Genomic DNA, 20,309 nt, shown 5'->3' with positions numbered 1-20,309 from the left:
ATGAAATTTTTTGACACGAGGAAGCAACTGACTGGATGGAGAAGATGGACGTCGATATTGCTGGTGATTTGTCTTGTATTGTCCATCACTCCTGCGATTCAAGCCGATACTGCACTGCCTGCGGTTGAAGTGGCCGATGCGGAGGGCAAGCCTGGAGATATAGTAAGTATGGCGGTATATGTTGATCCTGAATTCCTTATTCATAAATTTAACATCTCGCTCCAGTATGACACCAGTTCACTCGAATTGGTGACATTGGTTAATGAGCTTGATGTAATTGATAATTCCTACTCTTTCAATTTAAGCCAAGGAATCATTAATCTCGATTCTCCAACAGATGATGTCGTAGCTATCATGGAAAAAAGCAAAATTGCGACATTGAGGTTCAAGATTAAGGAAAATGTGCTGCCTGGTGAGGTGAAGGTAACTGTTACCAATCATGCGCTTTATGAAGGTGATGACCCAGCAGATCCATCCTACGCGTTTGATGGCACGATCACAGTCTCAGCAGCGCAATATACAGTAGCATTTGACACGCAAGGTGGTAGCGCAGTAACGAGCATCACGGGTGTAAGCAGCGGAACCACCATCAGCGAGCCACCTGCTCCGATCAGAGCAGGCTACAGCTTCACTGGCTGGTACACCGATGCGGCAGGGACAACTGCTTGGGATTTCTCCTCAGCAGGAGTTACGGCAAATACGACTCTCTATGCCAACTGGCTGCGCCACACTGCAACGGTTGGTATTGGTAGTGTAGCAGGAATGCCGGGGGAAACGGTAAAAGTTCCAGTAATGGCAAGTGGTTCCAACTATGGAATCGGATCCTACAGTCTGCAGATCGACTTTGATGCTGATGCATTGGAAGTGATGAGCATTGAAGGTGAAGCGGGCGACTACTTCGATTCCAATTATGATAATACAGCAGGCTGGCTCAAGACAGCCTGGGCAGACAGTGACGGTGGAGATTCGCCGATTGTTGTTGGAGACAAGCTGTTCACTGTAAGCTTCCTGATCAAGAATGAGGCAGCAACCGGGGACAAGCCTTTGACGGTGCAGACGTCAAGCTTGGACCATTTTACGGTAACAGATGCTTCCGTGGCTGAAATGGAGAAGACGCTGAAGGCTGGTAAAATAACGGTCAGCGACATTCTGGCTGTTAACAGTGTAAGCGTCAGTCCCACTACGATTGGCGTACTGCCAGGAGGCAGTCAGCAGTTCCATGCTACAGTGGACGCTTCAGAAGGCGCCGCTACGACCGTAACTTGGTCCATAACCAGTATGAATGACAAAGTAACTATTGATGATACAGGCAAGGTTGATGTTGCGACGGATACCACACCAGGATTGTACACCGTCACGGCTACTTCCACAGCAGACTCCAGCAAGCAAGGTACAGCGACGTTAGTGGTACTGCCGATCATTCCAATTCCAGGATTCCCAGGTGACTCAGAAGCACCTGCAGCTCCCCAAATTCTTACTGCAGTTGAAGGAGATCAGCTGGTAGATCTCAGCTGGAATACCGTTACGGGAGCAACATACTATAACATCTATATGGCAACAGAGCCATGGGCATACAGTAATCAGGAGATCGCAAGTGTAACAGACTCAACCTACACAGTCCGGAATCTGAGTAACGGCCAAGCTTATTACTTCACGGTAAAAGCAGGCAATACTCACGGCATAAGCGTTGCTTCGATTCAGGCGGGCGCAACCCCAAGTAACGGAGGTGCTCCAGGAACTGACACACCAACGCCTCCTACGGTATCGGCACCTCCAACGAACGTAACAGCAACTGTAGGAAATAGACAGGCGACAGTCCGCTTCACAGCACCGACAAGTGACGGCGGTAGCCCGATTACCCACTACGAGATTACTGCTGAGCCAGGCGGACAGACTGTGACAGGAACAGCAAGTCCAATCGTCATGACGGGCTTGAGCAACGGCACTAGCTATACATTCACGGTGAAGGCGGTGAATGCAGTCGGGGCAAGTGAACCCTCTGCTGCATCCAATGCCGTGGTCCCAAGAAGCTCTTCCAGTAACGACGACAATAGTGGCATCGGAAATGGAAGCACAGGTAGCGGTACAGGTGGTGGCAGTACGCCATCAACACCAGCGACACCCCCAGCCTCTAACGGCGTGGAGATTCTGGTTAATGGCAAGGCTGAGCAAGCAGGTACAGTTGTCTCTGAAGAGCGCAATGGGCAAAAGGTGACGACGATTCAGGTCGATCCACAGAAGCTGGAGCAGAGACTTGCAACAGAAGGTCAAGGAGCAGTCATTACAATTCCGGTCAGCACAGAGTCGGATATAATTATTGGTGAATTGAATGGACAAATGGTCAAGAGTATGGAAAGCAAGCAGGCAGTGGTCGAGCTCAAGACGGCTCAAGCGACATACACACTTCCTGCAAGCCAGATCCAGATCAACGCGATTGCAGACAGGCTAGGCAATTCCATCTCACTGGAAAATATCAAGGTACGTATTGAAATTGCTGCGGTGACAGCGAATATGCTGAAGGTCGTTGAAGATGCCTCTGCACAAGGTTCATTCACACTCGCCGTACCGCCACTAGAATTTACGGTGAAAGCTGTGTATGGGGATTCTGTTGTTGAGGTATCAAAATTCAATGCTTACGTAGAGCGGAGCATCGTGCTTCCAGCTAACGTTGATCCGAACAAGATCACGACAGGTGTCATTGTTGCACCAGACGGAAGCGTGCGACATGTACCAACGAAGGTAGTGAATAACGGCGGAACGTACTATGCACAGATTAACAGTCTGACCAACAGCATCTACTCCGTAGTATGGCACCCGACAGAGTTCAGCGATGTGGCTTCACATTGGTCGAAGGGTGCTGTGAATGATATGGGTTCACGGATGATTATTGAAGGCACTGGCGATGGGCAGTTTAGCCCGGATCGGGACATTACCCGTGCAGAATTTGCAGCTATCCTGGTGCGGGGATTGGGACTCGCCTCAGAGCAAGGAAGAACAGCCTTCTCTGATGTGAAGCAAGGAGACTGGTATAGCCAGGCCGTCAGCACAGCACAGGCATATGAGCTGATTGGCGGATATGAGGATGGTACATTCCGTCCGAACGACAAGATTACACGTGAGCAGGCCATGGTCATGATTGCCAAAGCAATGAAGCTGACTGGACTGCAGGACAAGCAATCTGGTACCTCGACATCCACAGCTACAGTGCTGGGTTCATTCAAGGATGCAGCAGCCGTATCAACATGGGCACACAGTAGTGTGGCAGACAGCGTACAAGCAGGTATCGTATCCGGTAGAGGCGTTGCCGAGCTGGCACCCAAGCAGCATATGACTCGCGCGGAGGTAGCGGCAATTATCCAAAGACTTCTGCAGCAATCCGGCCTGATTTAATTAGTTTAGGGGGCAAATGCCCCCTGTTGTATTTATATATCCTAGGCAGGTACTCCTTAAGCGGGCATGCAGGCTAGCGAAAAATAGGTTACCTTTCGGAGGATATTTGGCCTAGTACACATTTTCATATTTTCGAGAGGAGAAAGAACAGCTTATGCTTAAAAAAGCAGGAAAGGTCACTTTATGCCTAGCACTGATCTCCACCTTGTTGGGCAGCTTGTTACTCCCTAAGGACGAGGTCCAGGCCAATGGTTCAGCTACACCTCCGCAGTATAAATACAAGCTGCTCAAGGATAACATAGGTGTTCCTATGAAGCTCTATTACAACAACGATACCTTTTACTACAAGTCACAGTTGACTGGTGGCCACAACATCGCACACCAATCCACGGACCTGCAGACATGGACCAAAATCATTGGCTCGGATACCTTCAGTTCAAGCACAACTTTTAATCTGGACTACCTCTCCTTTATTGGAGATAGAGTCTTTGCGACGGGATATAACGTATCTATGATGATGTTTCCTGATTTCTCTAATACTACTACTTCTTTTTTGGGCTACATGAATAATACATCCAATGCCAGCAATAGCTGGACTCCATCAGCCTTTCCTACGGGGCAATTCTTGCTTGGGCCTATTGTTACCGACGGAAGTAATATTGTAATGGGAGCTGGCAATACCAATGTCATTTATCGACAAACCTCATCCACTGGAAATATAGAAGAGAAGGCATGGACCAGCACTAATTTCAGTGGTGTGCGCATTGTAAATGCTGTATATGATCAGGTTAACAGTCGATTCATTTTAGGAGATCTTAGAAAAAATATTTATTACTCGACTAACGGAGGGGCTTCCTGGAATACCATTCAAGTGGATTCTTCGGATCTGGACTTGAACGACCTTGCTCAAGCTGGAGGGACAACTTATATTGCTGGTAGTAACGGTGTATGGAAGCTCGTAGGCACTACAGTAACCAGATTATTGCCCACAGGCAGCAATTACCGCGCTGTAGCTGTTGACGAAGACAATAATGTGTACGTGCTACGCTCTGACGGAACCGTGCTCCTGTCATCCAATAGTGGAATAACCTGGACACCCGTAGCGGCAGCAGACAGTAGCGTTATTTCCACTACATTTGGTGCTATGGAATATGGTAACGGGAAGTTGCTTGTCGGTGGTAATAAAGGACTGTACCAGTTAATAACCGACACAAGCATTACTAAGCAGCCAGAAAATACGCAAGTAAATATTGATGAAGCGGCTACCTTCTCTGTATCTGCCATGGGAGACAGCCTTGCCTATCAGTGGCAGGTGGATACGACAGGCACAGGCAACAGCTTCACGGATGTGAATGGAGCAACAAGCAGCAGTTTGACAGTTAATCCAGCGTCAAAGAATATGGACGGCTACCTGTATCGTGTCGTCATTACCGATGCCTCCGGGGCACAATTCATCTCGAGTACAGCTACCCTTTCCATCCTTATCGTGAAGGCGAAAGTAAGCTACAAATCTGGTGACCACGGAATGATCAGTGCAACGAGCGAGGATGTCGAGGTGGGGATGAAGCCAGAGGCTGTACCAACCGTTACTCCTGACCCTGGCTATCGGTTTACGGGCTGGAGCAGTGATGGTGGTGTGACGAAGCTAAGTAGCGACCAGTTGAAGGCGACAGTTATCACTGGGGCGGTCACGTTTACAGCTAATTATGCCCAGATTGTTAAGGGAGATCTGGATGGCTCTAATGGAGTATCGGCAGCGGACGCTCAGCTGCTGGCGAAGTATCTGAAGGGTGCGATCACCTTGACCGCGGATCAACTGGCAGCAGCCGATTTCAATAATGATGGAGTTGTGGACGAGGCTGACGTTAAGGCGATTCTTGCCTTTGTAACGGGAAAAAGATGAGGCATATTAGTTGTCGCTGATGAAGTGAAAATAGCTCCATGTAAAGCCTAATGGCTTTGCGTGGAGCTATTCTTTTATACTGAAGACATAGCGATAGGGACATCGAGATTTGTATAATAAATGAACTGGGACATCAGCAGAAGTCTGCTGAATGTAAATAACAGGCCACTGCCAGCTTGAAGTGAGATGCTCTTTGGGTCTGCTCCATGTGATGCTTGACTTGATGCCCACTTTGTTCATTAATGAGTTTTTCATTTTGTTTTTCTATCTGCTCTTTATTTCGAGCTTCCTCCTGTGCCGTCATTCTCAACTCCTGCCGTTCTACTTTATATAACAATCGACAATCACAAAATCGGCCTTTTCCTTGATGCTTCTTTTTGCTGGATTGGTTGTCAGTATTCACTGTTATTTTACTGATGATCAAATGTAGTAATTCTCTCTGTTTCTCTGGTTCAATTTTCGTTATGATCTTAGAGAAGCCATTCAGAAGTAGCAGGAAGGAGGGGGGCTCTTGCAAAAAAGCAATCATTTCAGAAGAGGTTTCTAGCAATTCGAGAAAAGATATGGAACGAGTGTGGGATATAAGACAACCTTACTGGTATCCATTATTCGATTGCAGTAGAGAAGACCTGATATCTTTTGATTCCGAATATATAGAGAGTGAAGAAAAGCTAAATGATATTATTACTTTGCTTACGCACCATGAAGTTGAGCAGGTGATTGAATTTCTAGAAACAGGTGAGACTTTTAATATACAGGTTTCCAATCTGTATCCTTATTATGGCTGCAATGGCGAGCTTTCAGGTGGTGAGGGGTTTTGGACTTCACACAAAATGGACTGGATTATTTATGTTTCACACGAAGGAACAATAGCTTTTGTGGAGAGTGGCTAGTTAAAGGATTAAAGTCATTATGGTCTGATTGGGGAAACCATACTGCTTGGGATACAAAGAACTAATATTCTATAATAGAGAAGTTCTATGCAAAGAAACCACTCCATGTACGGAGTGGCTTTGTCTTTATATTTTGATCCAATCACCTGAAATGACTGGACCCTCAATCATAAACTAAATTTCAAAATCAATCGTACCCTTTTTGGTTAATTCAAAGGGACCAGGTGTGACATCTGCATCGGGTCTCTTTGATCCGAAGAAATCGGAGTCCAAATGATATGGACTACTGTCCGGCTCCTCAAACTTCATGTTGGCGTGATAAGTCTTTCCAAGCAGATCCGTGGTAACTAACATTGCAGAGATTCCCCGAAGCAATTCGGGATCATGGATCTGAATGTGCACTTTGCCTAGTGCAGGATCCATCTCAATTTTTACGCCCTTCTGTGCAACTATCTTCGCATCCGATTCGTGACGACTTGGAACCGCATCGTTGAGAAATGCATTGCCACCCATAGCCACCGGAAGAACGGCATTGCCTATAAAGAAATCCTTCGCGGCATCGCCAAGCTCAAGAAGCTCCTCTTTGGTGTATTCCCACCATTTCTTATCTTTCACATTAGGATGTTGATCGTAGCCGCCAAGTCCAACAGCATGCAGATAACATATGGAATTATCCGGAACCCCGTCCATGACCGTCTTCCCGTCCTCTCCAACTTCATCCCTTGGTTTAAGGGGAAGATGTTCAAAGAAGGTAATAGGAACAGGTTCTTTATTCGCATCGTTATCACCCAAGAAGATATTGTTGTAGTACCTGTCATCGCCCCCAGTGATATTAGAGTATCCGGCCATGGCCGTCTCGTGAGGGAAGTGATATGGCGTAATACGAGTAATTTCGGAACGAACGACAAATCGGCCTGCAAACAAATTATGAGCAAATGCCCCGCCCTGAGCCATATTTCTGAAATTCATCGGAGAGAGAAATAGATTGTGATCGACCATATATGGACCATGGCAAACCTCAACGAAGAGGTCCTCCGAAAGACTGTCAAAAAATACATTACGGCTGATGCGAGTGCCCTGTGCCTGCCAGTCCAGCCAAAGCGCACGGTAACAGCTATACATTATATTTTCGCTAATTTGAGTATCCAGTGAAGCATGAAGCTTAATTCCCGCAACTTCGGCACCATGTCTGAGTCGTTTGTGGTGAATATTATAAATGCGGTTCTGATAAATGTGGCTGAAGGCTGCTCCCATATGACCCACAATACCTGCCTGTTCACAATCATGAATTACATTACCTCGAACAATGTGACTGCCGATGTTATCCTTATGCCAGCCGGAGCGTAATGCTCGTAAAATAACCTCCTGCTCCCGTTGAGTACCGCCTTTACTATGCTTCTCCAAAGACTTGCTGTGACCTGTACCGATTTCGGTACCCAGGCTAATACCAACGCATTTGGATTCACTGATGATATTGTTTTCAATAATCCAACCCTTGCTCCAGTGAGGTCCAATCAAACCTTCCTGGTAGTCGGTAGGCGGTGCCCATTGGGGGGAGGCCTGACGAAGAGTAAAACCGCTTACGGTGATGTAGTTAATTCCCGGTTTCTCAGGCCAGAAGCAATAAGGACGTACATTAATTTCTACATTTTCCGTACGAGGGTCTTTTCCACCAAAGTTGGCCCAGATTTTGGTTGTCGTAGAACCAACCTCGGCATACCATTTTAACAATGAATCCTTGGGATACTTGGCTTCGGGCCAAACTTCAGGATTGTGAACGCTTTCAACACTATTGCACTCATATAATGATTTGCCATCCAGATAGACATCGCCGAGATGAACCGGGAAAGGCCCGTCAAACAACCAGTCTCCACTGAGCTCCACCTCAAAGGGATTACGAACGGAAAAGATAGAGTTGAGCACTTCTGTGCTCCAAACATGGTCTCCTTCAGACTTCCAGTTGGTAATCCGCTCAGCTCCTGTAATCACAACTTCCCCGTCTCCTGCGGATCGATATACGATTCGATGCTCCGCTGTTCCTCCATTCGCCGGGTTAACCCATTCCCTGTATACTCCCGCATGAACAATAACGGTATCACCAGCCATGGCATGAGCCGCAGCGCGTGATATGGTACGAAGGGGTTGATCTGCTGTTCCTTTTCCTTGATCATTCCCATGGTTGGATACATGATATTCCATAACAACTCTCCTTCTATTTAAAAATGTTTGTTGTATCTCGTTATTATACTAGAAAATAAATGTATTGGGAGAGATAGGAAGTCAGGTGTCGGGCTAAAGGTATACTGATATGAGGTAAACCATATCTAGTACCCTATGAGGTTGTGATTTTTTTGCTTTTTGAGAATTTAGCTATTGTTAAAAGCTATGACTAGCCATGCTTTTTTCATATAACAAGCATTCCATTTCATCATGCTATACTCATTAGAATAAAAAGTTAGAAGGAGAAATTCTTATGATACCATTTCGTAATGATCATGTAGGCAGCTTTCTACGCCCTGCAAACTTAAGTCAGGCACGTGAACAATATAAATCAGGCAACATCACATATGAAGAATTAAGAGCTGTAGAAGATCAAGAGATTATTCGAATTATTGAAAAGCAAAAGGAAAATGGCGTATTGGCAGTTACGGATGGTGAGTTCCGCAGAAGCTGGTGGCATTTTGATTTTCTGGGCGGCTTGGATGGCGTAGAGTTGTATGAGGAAATTGATGGGCCTCAATTCCATAATATGCAAACTCGCAAGGGTGGAATTCGTGTTTTTGGTAAAGTTGATTTCTCGAGTCATCCTTTTGTTAAGGATTTTGAGTTTTTGAAAAAGCATGCAGGTGATGCAGTGGCGAAACAGACCATTCCAAGTCCCAACATGCTTCTATATCGGTTGGAAAATGGCGCCAATATCTATACGGACCGGGAGCAATTTCTTCAGGATACGATTGCGGCGTATCAAAAAGCCATTCAAGCTTTCTATGATGCGGGATGTCGATACCTGCAATTAGATGATACCGCTTGGGCAGACCTATTCTCAGAAGCTGGTCATGATAAGCTGCGTGCCAAAGGTCTGGAACCGGCAGAAGAGTTGAAAACGATGCAGCGCATGATTAATGAATCCTTGTCTCATAAACCGGCGGATTTAGTGGTGACGATGCATATTTGTCGTGGTAACTATAAATCGAATTATTTCTCAACGGGTGGTTATGATTACGCTTCTGAAGTTATCTTTGGAGGCTTAAACGTAGACGGATTATTCTTAGAATTTGATGATGAGCGTTCAGGTGGTTTCGAGCCATTAAAATATGTGAATCGAAAAGATTTGAAAATCGTGCTTGGTTTACTCACATCAAAAACAGGCGAGTTAGAGGATAAAGAACAAATTAAAGCTCGGATTGCAGAGGCGGCAACCTATGTACCACTTGAGCAACTTTGTTTGAGCCCACAATGTGGCTTTTCGTCTACAGAAGAAGGCAATATTTTAACGGAAGAACAACAATGGCGTAAACTTCGTTATGTGAAGGAAATTGCAGAAGAAGTTTGGAATTAATCCATTTAAATAACGGAGGGGATGTAAAATGACGATACAAGCAGACCAAGAGACAATTATAGTTGAAGCGTTCATTAATGGTCAAAATGTAAAATCCCTTTCGCAGTTAGCCAAAGAGAATCCGACAAACCCAACTGAGATCGTAGGCTATTTCCCTGTCACTACGAAAGAACAAGCGGTTGAAGCGATTGAAGCGGCGGCAGGGGCTTTTAAAACATGGAAGCAGACCTCCATTGATGAACGCATTATTATGATGCGCAAGTCGATCGAGAAGATTAGAGCAGCTGAGAATGAAATTGTTCATTTGCTGTCTAGAGAGCATGGCAAGCCCCTGTATGATGCACACGGTGAAATTTATGTTTCGTTAATGTGGATGGAGTTTGCTTGTAATGAAGCTAAATCGGCTCTACAGGAAGAGATCAAAGAGCATGAGAATGGTAAAACTATTCTTTCCTATGATCCAATTGGTGTGGTGGCAGCGATTAGTCCATGGAACTATCCCATTGCATTATCTACGATTAAGATCGCTCCTGCCTTACTTGCGGGCAACACAATTGTGCTTAAACCAAGCCCATATGCGCCACTGGCGGCAGCGAAGGTGGCAGAGATTATTGCGAGTGAGTTCCCGGCTGGGGTAATCAATGTCGTTCATGGTGATGCGGATGTGGGCGTTGAACTGACTAGTAATCCTCTTGTTACTAAAATCGCTTTTACAGGTGGAACCGCAACAGCTAAGCATATCATTAAAGCTGCGTCGGAAACGATTAAGGATATGACGCTTGAGCTTGGTGGTAATGATGCGGCTATCTTCTTGGAAAGCTTTGATGTTCATGATGAGCGAGCAATGCGCCGGATTGTCATTTCTAATTTCTTGACAGCAGGCCAGATCTGTATGATCGCCAAACGTGTGTATGTACACCGTTCTATTTATGATGAGTTTGTGGAAAAATATATAGAGGCGGCTAATCGCTGGATTCGAATTGGTGATCCATTTGATTCAAATACGACGGTAGGTCCGGTTAATAACCTGAAGCAGAAAAATTATGTGCTTGGTTTGGTTGAAGATGCGCAAAAGCGTGGGGCTAAGGTCATCCCTCTCGGGCAAATTCTTGATCAGAAGCTGTTTGACCAAGGTTACTACCTACAACCTACGCTTGTCTTAGGTTGCGATGTTCATGATCCGATTGTAGTGGAGGAACAGTTTGGCCCTACGGTTCCGATTCTTCCATTTGACGATGAAGAGCAGGTTATTCATCTACACAATGAAAGCATATATGGATTGACGAGTTCTGTCTGGGGGAAAGAAGAGGATGCCATCTCCGTTGCACGTCAACTCGAAGCTGGAACGACAATGATCAATACAGCTGCTGTGCAGGGTCTCGACGTTCGGTTCCCTTTCGGTGGAGTTAAGCAATCTGGTATTGGCCGTGAATACGGTGCCGAAGGCATCCGCACGTATACAGAAAAACATGTCATCAACGTTCCAAAGACACTGGATCTTCCTTATATACCAGAATAAATCTTATAGTACACAACTTCGCATCGTACAGGAATGTACATGTGAAATTGAATGTAGGCTCTAACTTTGCGCTTTGTTTACTGATTTTTAAGAATCAGTAGACAGGGCGTTTTTTTGTCAGATCAGTTTGACAGTGGTGACTTTTTTAGAGAAAAAATAACCCCACATCTGATGGAGGTGACGCTGAGAAAATAAAGAAGCCACTCCATTGATGGAGTGGCTTTATATTCAGCTATTTTACGGTGAACGGCGGTTATCTTCTACCTAGTGTCTCCCAAATTCCATGGAGCCAGGAATCGAAATCAGCATCTTTGTCGCCCTCGTAAGTATCATAAATATCCAGACGTGTCTTTTGCAGTTTTTCCTTGAATTGCTCGAATGTGTGACCTTCAGGAAGGCTTTTTTTAATCCGTAGCAAAATTTTGTTAGTACCTTTAAACAGCTCACCTTTGTTTTTGGCAGGCATTTGTACATCTTCATCCAACTGCTTGAGCTTTTGATATGCGGCTTCGCGCACTTGAAACACTTGATCATTTTTCAAAACATGCTGCAGCAACTTAATGGTAGGGGCTGTATTCCAGTTCCCCAATTCGTTCACGGCATTCAGTCTTTCTCTCCAGCTCGACGTCCGGTTAGCCGCTCGTTTGAGCTCTTCAAAGTTCTCCGGTAGTTCGTTAACTGCTCCAATATCATGGTTGTTCGTCAAAATTCAATCTCCTTAATCATCGCCATCTCGGCAGAATGATGAATGTTATTTATGTGATCACTATTATAGCACGAACCTGACTAAACTACTCCTATGAAGCCGATTGGTTAGCCTTTTCCTTAATGAAGTCCACCATATACACCCAACCAATTAGTCCACATAAGACAAAACCAAACGCATGCAGAGATCCATAAATGGGAATAAAATCGAGTATGGTTAAGGAGTACATATTTTTCAGTAACGGATAGAAGATGGAAATGACAACAACCGTGTAAAAGGCTAGACAAGAAAGGCCTAAGAAAAAGGCTGCCTTAATATCCAAAGCATTTTTCCTCAAGTAAGTAAGGAGATAAGCGGTGTAAACCACAATATTACAGGCGAACAAAGTGACACCAATGTATTCAATTGGCTTGGAGAAAATCATACCAATAGCAATCAAGATTGGTCCGATGATATCGATGGCAACGACCCAAGGATACCAGCTTTTCTTCGTCATGATGCGTCCCAGTGCACCAATAAAAATCGGAACGATCGCAGATGAGAAATGGAAGTGGAGCGAGCTTAACGCGTGCGTTGAAGGATTAGCTTGGAACAGGTTCAATTGATATTGATATAAGGTAAACCAAATGCCCCCGATAAAAAAATAAACGAGCCCCGCACCAATCGCTATTTCCGCTGCTTTTCCTTTAGAGATCACAATCGTGGTCAAGCCATAGATGCCAAGCAGCAGTGTGAACAGTAGCCATCCAAGAGACAGAATTCCTGGGATTTCCGTACTTTCTAACCCCCACATCTTATTACTCATTACCGAGGCCAGGGTAAGAAGCGCAGCGGGAAATTGAAGCCATTTCATAGCGGCATAAATCATTCGTTGATGTTTATTCTTTTCGTCATGGTTCAAAAGTGAAATCACAAGAGGTACAATGACAAAAGCCGCAAAAAGCAGAAATTTTTCAACAAGTTCGATTTGGAAGTAATCAAGGGAAAATATCAGAATGGTTATGATTCCACCGGGAAACACGGGTGCTAATAATGATTTCATTCGTTGCTTCAAGGAACTATTCATGGGGTTTCCTTTCTAACTACGTTTATCGTAAGAACTGCCTGTATCCAGTTGTGTAGCATTCTTTAGTATAGATTGGCAATTCTTCTTTTAGTAGTCTAACACATTTATTTGTCAATATATGAAAATAAGCTTATCTTACTGCGGTTGATGGAGTCATGGGAAATAGCCCTTTCGCTCTTCAAAGACTTTCGCCATAAAGGAGCTGTGGTATCAAATGAATAAGGATAAAAGTATAGAAATGAAATACTCTTCAAAAGCAGGGGACATTCTACAGCAGATCAATAGTAAAACTAAGCTAGGCGAATTACGAAAAATCGCAAAGGATATTAAAAAAGATCACGAACTAGCTATGGAACTTTGGTCGACCGAAGCGTTTTTGCCCAGACTATTAGCTATTTTAATTATGGATAAAAAACTTCTCTCACAAGAAGTGCTTAATAAGTTTGATAAGGATATGCAGACTCACACTTTTGATGAGCGAAATAACTTAATGGATTGGTTAATGGCTAATCAGCTTACCAAAGACAAGAAGACCATTGCATTGATGGAGTCATGGGAAAAAAGCCCTTCTGCTCTTCAAAGGCGAGCTTTTTGGTATTATCAAGCGCGATTGAGATGGACCGGACAAACGCCTCCTGATAACACCGAGGACTTACTATCTGCAATTGAAGCTAATATTACGCAGGAAGAGCCGGCAGTTCAGTGGGCTATGAATTTCATTGCAGGCTGGATAGGCATTTATGATCAAAAGTATCGTGCACGTTGTATAAAACTTGGTGAGAATACAGGTCTTTATAAAGATGAAATGGTATCAAAGGGCTGTACTCCTAATTATTTGCCAGAGTTCATTGCAATTGAAGTTAACAAACGAAATAAGAATTAGTTACCTCTGCGAATCCCTATGTGGTTCGAACTAATGGACCTCCCTGACTGCATCCATTAATAATAATGATGCCTTGCCCAATGAGTAGGAACCAAACCACAGGTTTATTTCTTTCATTATTCTTTCATAGCACTCTGTTATAATTTCAAAAATAAGTAATCAAAATGGAACAAACCGGCTGGGAAAAATGAAACGAAATTCAATAAGTTTTTGACTGTACATTAAAGCCAATAAAGATGAAAGGATAAAAAGAATAGATATGAATATAGCGATAGAGAAAGAGTTGCAAAAACGGCTACTTGTTCCGTGCGAGCAAAGATTACTGTCACTCCTATTTAAGGAACACGTGAATATAGAAGAAATAGAGGATCAGCTTCAGGGTCTGAATATGGATACGGGTAATCATAATTATCTGCTGATGTTAGCTCATTTTGGGTATAACGTCGATTGGATGGGATTTCCGAAGCATGTCATCCCACAATTAAAAGGCATCTATCGTTATTATCAGGTGGAGAATGCCCTGATGCTACAGAAACTTTTTATGAGTACACAGAAGTTGAATGAAAAGAATATATACCCTTTGCTTTTAAAGGGAGCCGCGATGCGTCTACATTTTGCCTCAGGAGTATCTAGAATGATGGCTGATTTAGACTTTGCGCTCGAGGGTGAACAATATGAAGAAGCGGTTTCAATTTTTCAAGATATGGGTGCGGAGTATATAGTAGAAGCTAAGCATTCCATTACATATAAGTTGGGAAAGACGGAGTTTGATATTCATCATGTCATATTTAAGAACAATCTTGAAAAGGGCAGTGATATTTGGGAGAGAGTTGAACAGGTTGAGGTGAATAGCTGTAAATTCAGAGTATTATCACCGTTAGACATGTTTGTCCATATATTAGATTCGCAATCCAGATGCATATTTGTTGATGAGATGCCGGAACGACGGATGAAGTGGTTATTTGATGCAAAAATGGTCTTGAAAATGATGCCTGACACGGATTGGACAGCAATAGCAAAGCGCGCGAGTGAACTGCATTGTAGTTATCGGGTTCACTTGATGATGAAATTATTCGCAACCTGTTTTCCAGAGGACATTTCGTTAGAGGATGCAGAAAATTTATTTGCAGTGGATAGTGGATATGGCAAATGGCTAAAAGACGCAATGGATTTTTATGAGACGATTGTGCCTTATATGAAAGAACGCCGTGCGGACGAAAATAGTTCAATCACGCTGCGGGTAATACATTTAAGAATAAAATATAAACCTATCAGAAAGGAGTATAGATATTATTCTCATGAATTAAAGGAAGTAGAATCTGGTATGTGTTTTGCAAAATATGTTGCCGAACTTTACCACTTAAATAGACCCGTGAAATTGTATCAGAAATTTCTCTCACGGTTAAGACTTCGTTGATTAGAACAAATACTATGCGAGAAAAGAGAGAATAATGGATGGATAATAAAAAAGCTACAATTTCCACTTTCTTCGAAGATGTTAATAAGCGAATTTTGAAGAAAAACGGGATGCATTATAAGAATATGCAAATCAGATTAGCAGATAAGGTTCTCGAAATTCGATATTGGGATGACATAGAGGTTTCATTAATACGATCATCTCTTTTGGGAAGAGTCCTTTCAAATGAGCAGTACGTAGTGCCGGGTGCAGTAATCTGGTGCTATACGGATGATGTTAATGTCTATATTCCCGATTCGTTTCGCGATAAGCCGCTGCAAGAAGGAGCAATAACCGATGTATATCAGGGAAAGGATGCAACGGGAAGCATCAAGGTTACTAGAAGTACGGAGATGGAGGGTGCCGACTACATCAGGAAGACCTATTATTTCTGCAGACAAGCAGGCACTGATTATGATGATTGCATGTTGGGACATCCACTTATAAGATGTTTTTATTTTTGGGCAGAGCAGGAGAACATATTGATTCTGCATTCCGCTGCAGTCGGATTTAATCATAAGGGTGTATTGATAAGTGCGCGGGGTGGTGCTGGGAAGTCAACTTTATCGGTAAGTTGTTTGCTTGAGGGGTTAGATTTTGTGGCAGATGATTATGTTATGATGCGTGAAGTGGGAGAACGAAATGCACTGCCACTATATACAATGGTTGGATTGAATTCGGATATGTATCAGATTTTGAAACCGAACATGCCTGTTATCAAGACGGAGGAAAAGCGAAACGGGAAGAAGTTCTTTGATGCATCCGCCTATCCTTTTCAGGAAGAATTACCGATTAAAGCTATTTTGTGTCCAACTGTTACAGAGGGAAGCGATCCAATGATTGTGCCGACGGACCGAGGTTCAGTATTGGTAAAATTGGTTCATTCCAGTGTAAGTCAGATTGGCGGACGAAGAGATACAGAAATGGTTAAGAGAATGATGGACAGACTGAAGGATTTACCCGTTTATGAGTTTCGTTTAAGTAAAGACCTTAAGAAGAATGTAATCGTATTGCAAAACTTTATGGAGGGACTTTAACATGTATAAATTAAATGATGAGAAGATGTTTTATGATATTGCTGACGGACAAGCCATTATAATCAATTTTGTTACTGGAATGTATTATGGAGCAAGTGCTCTTGGATCGATGGTTTTAGATGCGTTGATGCAAGGCAAGGACCCGAAGCAGATTGTCGATACAATTAAAAATAATGAGGACTGTGTAGTGGATATTGATCAGCGTGTAGAGCGGTTTATTGCTGCGCTTACGGAAAAGGAAATATTTATTTTAGATGATCAACCTTACAGCCAAGAATCATTGGGCGATTTTGTCGTGGTTCATGGAGATTACAGCCTTGAGTTGAATGAATTCGCGGAGGTTCAAGATCTTCTGTTGGCAGACCCTGTACATGATGTGGAAGCAGATATGGGATGGCCTAAGCTAAAAGAAGAGGATTAATACAATGAGGCTATCCATTATTATGCCTGTATATAATGCGGGATATTATTTAGAAGAAGCAGTGGAATCGATATCGAACCAGACCTGGAATGGCGAGAAGGAGATTATTATTGTAGATGATCAATCAGAAGATCATTCCTTTGCGACTGCCCAAAGATTAGGTGATCGTGTGATCTCGGTGGAACATGGTGGTGCAGCAAAAGCAAGGAATGTCGGACTCAAGATGGCTTGTGGGGATTATGTATTATTTCTGGATGCAGATGATGTTTTGTCTCAGGATGCATTGGATAATCTTTTTACTGCCATGGAAGATGAATCGAACTGTGTTGTTGTATATGGAAAGGCAAAAGATTTTATTTCGCCGGAGTTATCGAGTGAACAAAGTATGAAACTGAAGGCAAGAGAAAACGGTTATGGCGGTGTATTGCCGGGCTGCGCGCTTATCAAAAAATCAGTCTTTGATCGGAACGGATACTTCGATGAAAATCTTTCAAGTGGAGAAACGGTAGATTGGATGATGAGTTTGAAGGAAACAGGAGCCGTGGTTCGTGAAATCAATCAAGTAACGTTAAGGCGACGCCTTCATATGACCAATACAGGACGTTTAAAACGTGAAGAAGAAATGAAAAATTATGCAGCTATTTTAAGGAAAAGGATGTCAAAAGAATGAAACCGTTAGTATCCATCATAACGCCAATCTACAATGCCATGCCATATTTAAACACTTTCTTAGATTCTGTAGAAAACCAGACCTATGCGCCGTTAGAACTTATTTTGGTAGATGACGGGTCTACCGATGATTCACTCTCGGTCCTTACAGAGCGGGCAGTTATAATGGAAGAAAAAGGTATATCGGTGAAAGTTCTATCCCAAAACCATGCAGGACAGGTGGCTGCTGTAAATCTAGCACTTCCGAGTGTCCACGGCGAACTATTAACCTGGTGCGATGCGGATGACTACTGGACGGATGACAGTATTGAAAAGAAGGTAGAGTGTCTTCTAACTCATCCTGATATTAATATGGTGCGAAGCAACGGATTAATCAAAGATGAGACAGAGAATCCGATTATGTATAGAGAAAAAAATAATCAGCCGTTTTTGTCCGATATATTTGATGATTTGTTCCATGAACGTATCTTGGAACTTGCGGGCCGATTTATGGTGCGAACAGAAGCCTTGTTTTCCTGTTATCCGAATCGTCAGATTCCGGCATCCACTGTGGATCAGAATCCGCAGCTGCTACTTCCAATCGCGAGCAGAAGCAAGTGTGCTTATCTAAACGAGGAGCTGCATGTATATTGCAGGAGAAGTAGCGGTCATTCTAGTACGAAGCGTAGTTTCACGGAGACTATGAAACGGATAGAAGATATCAAGCAGCTTTATTTAAGTATTTTGCCTTATTGTGAATGTGATCAAGAGTATTATCACAAAGAAGTGGAACATATGATTGCTGCATTTAAGAAGACCTTAATGCAAACTACGGCCATGATAGCAAGAAATAGAACGAGCAACGAGTGAAGACTGAAATTAGTGTGCAGTAGTTTTGATGGACTATACGAAGAAAGCGGCGACTTGCCTTGAATAAATCACTCGGAGTAAATTTACTTACATTATGGAATCTGTTTGGTCGAAAGCGACAGATTCAATTTGGCGTGCTTGTCTTTTTCTATGTGATCGGTGCAGTGTTAGAGACCGCAAGCATTTCACTTATTGTTCCTTTTGTTTCTACTATTCTAGAAGGGGATCATGAGAGTATTAGCAAAGTTGCTTTTTTTGCGGGAATTGTTTTTATATGTTTTCTAGTAAAAAACGTGTTTGTATATGGGTTAGGAATTATAAAGCGCAAATATATCGTTAGCCAATATAAGGATACAAGCAAGTCATTGTTGCGCATGCACCTGGATCAAGATTATCAATCTTTCACTGATGAAGATTCGTCGGCTCTTATTAATAATATTAACAAATACACGGGTTCCATCTTCCTGAGTATACAGAGCATGCTGGAGTTTATTGCAGAAGCTGTCGTCATTCTCATGCTTTTGGCTTACATGTGCGTCCTAAATGTCAATATTTCAGCGGCTTTGATTCTGGTGTATGTTCTTATCATGATCTTGTTCCATCGGTTTATTTATACTAAAGTGCGAGAGACCGGAAAACGTTCCAATCACAGCTTCGACCGAATGAGTGCCGTCACAAGAGAGGCCATAAATGGTATCAAGGAAGTGAAATTGTATCACGCAAAAGACGCAGTGGAGCATCTCTATGAAGGGTACATCGAGGAAAATGTAACCTTAGAAGTAAAGCAAACTGTCTATTCCACATTGCCTAGACATCTGATTGAATTGATTACGGTGGCTTGTATGTTGATGGCGTTTCTTGCTGTTTATGTAACGAATGGCTCATCCGAGGACGTCATGTCGAAAATGGCCATTCTAGCCTTGATTTTAATTAGAGTTATGCCAGGAGTGACCAGAATAAATGGTTATTTATCTTCTTTGTATGCGAACTCCTCGGTTTTGGATCGAATGGACGGGGGTTTCTACGAGAAGATCCAAGGGATACTAAAGGAAGACAAACCAAGAAAGTCGTATGCTGTAAATGATCAAGACAAAGATACACATGCTACAGGCAGGTTTAATCAGGGCAGTAAAATTGTATGTAGTAATCTATCTTTTTCCTATGAGAATGGAAAAGAAGTTTTGAAGAAAATAAACGTTGAGATTCCTTGTGGTGCTATTGTCGGTTTAAGGGGCCCCTCCGGAATAGGCAAAAGTACACTGTTAAATCTGTTGACGGGTCTTCTTGTGCGAAATGACGGAAGACTCGATATCGAGCATGGAGATGGAACGACGGAGCAACTTAGCGAGGCAAAGCTTCGTTTCGGATATCTTCCCCAAAAAGTATTTTTGTTGAATGCAAACCTGAAGGAAAATATTGTTTTCTATCGGGACTATGATAAAGAAAAAATGACGCATGCTATATCGGTGGCTCAAATAGCAGATATGATTGCAGGGTTAGGTCAAGGTGAAAATACCAATCTTGGTGAGAACGGAATCTTTCTTTCCGGGGGACAGTGCCAACGCGTAGGCCTAGCGAGGGCGGTGTACGATTCTCCGGATATCTTGGTGTTGGACGAGGGAACATCCGCATTAGACGAATGCCTTGAAGAGGAAGTGATGAGAGCAGTGTCTAGATTAGATAATCAGACTGTTATCATTGCATCTCATCGAGAATCAACTCTAAAGTATTGTGATTTCGTTTATGAATTGAAGTGATTTGATAGAGTGAAATGTTGAAGCCGATTAGAGACAGCTGCAAGTAAAGTTGTCTCTAATCGGTTTTTTCTGCTTCCTGGGGGATCAGTTTGGTTCGAGCCAAGTGTATACGTTAGAAGTCGGGATGGATCGTGGTTCCATCATCGCTATGTTCTTTCATTATTCTTTCATAGCCCTCTGTTAATATCCATAGAGGATGAT

16 protein-coding genes are annotated in these 20,309 nt (G+C 43.2%); 12 read left to right on the top strand and 4 right to left on the bottom strand.

Annotated features, from left to right (window positions below):
* Together NST38_RS30235 and NST38_RS30230 are read left to right on the top strand one after the other, a co-directional pair.
* On the top strand, positions 1-3,390 hold the full coding sequence (locus NST38_RS30235; RefSeq protein ID WP_076252160.1) for an S-layer homology domain-containing protein: 3,390 nt from the start codon (positions 1-3) through the stop codon (positions 3,388-3,390).
* Between the two features lie 154 nt (positions 3,391-3,544).
* Positions 3,545-5,293: an InlB B-repeat-containing protein gene (locus tag NST38_RS30230; protein WP_076252158.1), complete on the top strand. Its 1,749-nt coding sequence runs from the start codon at positions 3,545-3,547 to the stop codon at positions 5,291-5,293.
* Between the two features lie 133 nt (positions 5,294-5,426).
* On the opposite strand, the gene NST38_RS30225 is transcribed toward NST38_RS30230, so the two are convergent.
* Positions 5,427-5,822, bottom strand: coding sequence for a hypothetical protein (locus NST38_RS30225; RefSeq protein ID WP_076252156.1), 396 nt, complete (start codon positions 5,820-5,822; stop codon positions 5,427-5,429).
* Between the two features lie 34 nt (positions 5,823-5,856).
* Here NST38_RS30225 and NST38_RS30220 point away from each other — a divergent pair, with 34 nt between their 5' ends.
* Positions 5,857-6,186 (top strand): hypothetical protein, encoded by a 330-nt coding sequence (locus tag NST38_RS30220; protein WP_076252154.1) that lies wholly within the window; start codon positions 5,857-5,859, stop codon positions 6,184-6,186.
* Positions 6,187-6,360: 174 nt separating this feature from the next.
* Here the strand turns inward: NST38_RS30220 and NST38_RS30215 are convergent, their stop codons facing one another.
* Positions 6,361-8,385 carry a right-handed parallel beta-helix repeat-containing protein gene (locus NST38_RS30215; protein ID WP_076252152.1) on the bottom strand — a complete coding sequence of 675 codons (2,025 nt, stop codon included), beginning with the start codon at positions 8,383-8,385 and terminating at the stop codon, positions 6,361-6,363.
* Positions 8,386-8,659: 274 nt separating this feature from the next.
* On the opposite strand from NST38_RS30215, the gene NST38_RS30210 reads away from it, so the two are divergent.
* Together NST38_RS30210 and NST38_RS30205 are read left to right on the top strand one after the other, a co-directional pair.
* Positions 8,660-9,745: a 5-methyltetrahydropteroyltriglutamate--homocysteine S-methyltransferase gene (locus NST38_RS30210; RefSeq protein WP_076252150.1), complete on the top strand. Its 1,086-nt coding sequence runs from the start codon at positions 8,660-8,662 to the stop codon at positions 9,743-9,745.
* Between the two features lie 28 nt (positions 9,746-9,773).
* The gene (locus tag NST38_RS30205) at positions 9,774-11,264 is read left to right on the top strand and encodes an aldehyde dehydrogenase family protein (RefSeq protein ID WP_076252148.1); all 1,491 of its coding nucleotides are present in this window, start codon (positions 9,774-9,776) and stop codon (positions 11,262-11,264) included.
* A gap of 253 nt (positions 11,265-11,517) precedes the next feature.
* Here the strand turns inward: NST38_RS30205 and NST38_RS30200 are convergent, their stop codons facing one another.
* Positions 11,518-11,970: a HEAT repeat domain-containing protein gene (locus tag NST38_RS30200; RefSeq protein ID WP_036611867.1), complete on the bottom strand. Its 453-nt coding sequence runs from the start codon at positions 11,968-11,970 to the stop codon at positions 11,518-11,520.
* Between the two features lie 91 nt (positions 11,971-12,061).
* Entirely contained in the window at positions 12,062-13,036 is a 975-nt protein-coding gene (locus NST38_RS30195; RefSeq protein WP_076252146.1) for a YndJ family transporter, read from the bottom strand.
* Between the two features lie 214 nt (positions 13,037-13,250).
* Between NST38_RS30195 and NST38_RS30190 the strand changes: the two genes are divergently transcribed.
* The 7 genes from NST38_RS30190 (at position 13,251) to NST38_RS30160 (ending at position 20,108) form a co-directional block, all read left to right on the top strand.
* Positions 13,251-13,919 carry a DNA alkylation repair protein gene (locus NST38_RS30190; protein ID WP_076252145.1) on the top strand — a complete coding sequence of 223 codons (669 nt, stop codon included), beginning with the start codon at positions 13,251-13,253 and terminating at the stop codon, positions 13,917-13,919.
* Between the two features lie 346 nt (positions 13,920-14,265).
* Positions 14,266-15,336: a nucleotidyltransferase family protein gene (locus NST38_RS30185; RefSeq protein WP_179087890.1), complete on the top strand. Its 1,071-nt coding sequence runs from the start codon at positions 14,266-14,268 to the stop codon at positions 15,334-15,336.
* A 38-nt stretch (positions 15,337-15,374) separates the two neighbouring features.
* Entirely contained in the window at positions 15,375-16,412 is a 1,038-nt protein-coding gene (locus NST38_RS30180) for a hypothetical protein (protein WP_076252141.1), read from the top strand.
* A gap of 1 nt (position 16,413) precedes the next feature.
* Positions 16,414-16,833, top strand: a complete 420-nt coding sequence (locus NST38_RS30175) for a hypothetical protein (protein WP_076252136.1) — start codon at positions 16,414-16,416, stop codon at positions 16,831-16,833.
* 4 nt (positions 16,834-16,837) lie between these two features.
* A complete protein-coding gene (locus NST38_RS30170; protein WP_076252133.1) occupies positions 16,838-17,503 on the top strand; it encodes a glycosyltransferase family A protein in 666 nt (221 codons plus the stop codon).
* Positions 17,500-18,351, top strand: a complete 852-nt coding sequence (locus NST38_RS30165) for a glycosyltransferase family A protein (RefSeq protein WP_076252131.1) — start codon at positions 17,500-17,502, stop codon at positions 18,349-18,351. The genes NST38_RS30170 and NST38_RS30165 overlap by 4 nt, the downstream gene beginning before the upstream one ends.
* Positions 18,352-18,410: 59 nt before the next feature.
* Complete coding sequence (locus NST38_RS30160; protein WP_076252129.1) at positions 18,411-20,108, top strand: ATP-binding cassette domain-containing protein; 1,698 nt, start codon at positions 18,411-18,413, stop codon at positions 20,106-20,108.
* The last annotated feature ends 201 nt before the right edge of the window (positions 20,109-20,309 follow it).

This window comes from Paenibacillus sp. FSL H8-0104, assembly GCF_038050215.1.
Classification (GTDB): domain Bacteria; phylum Bacillota; class Bacilli; order Paenibacillales; family Paenibacillaceae; genus Paenibacillus; species Paenibacillus amylolyticus.
Note: the sequence above shows the minus strand (reverse complement) of the source record. Positions and strands in the feature narration are given on the sequence as shown.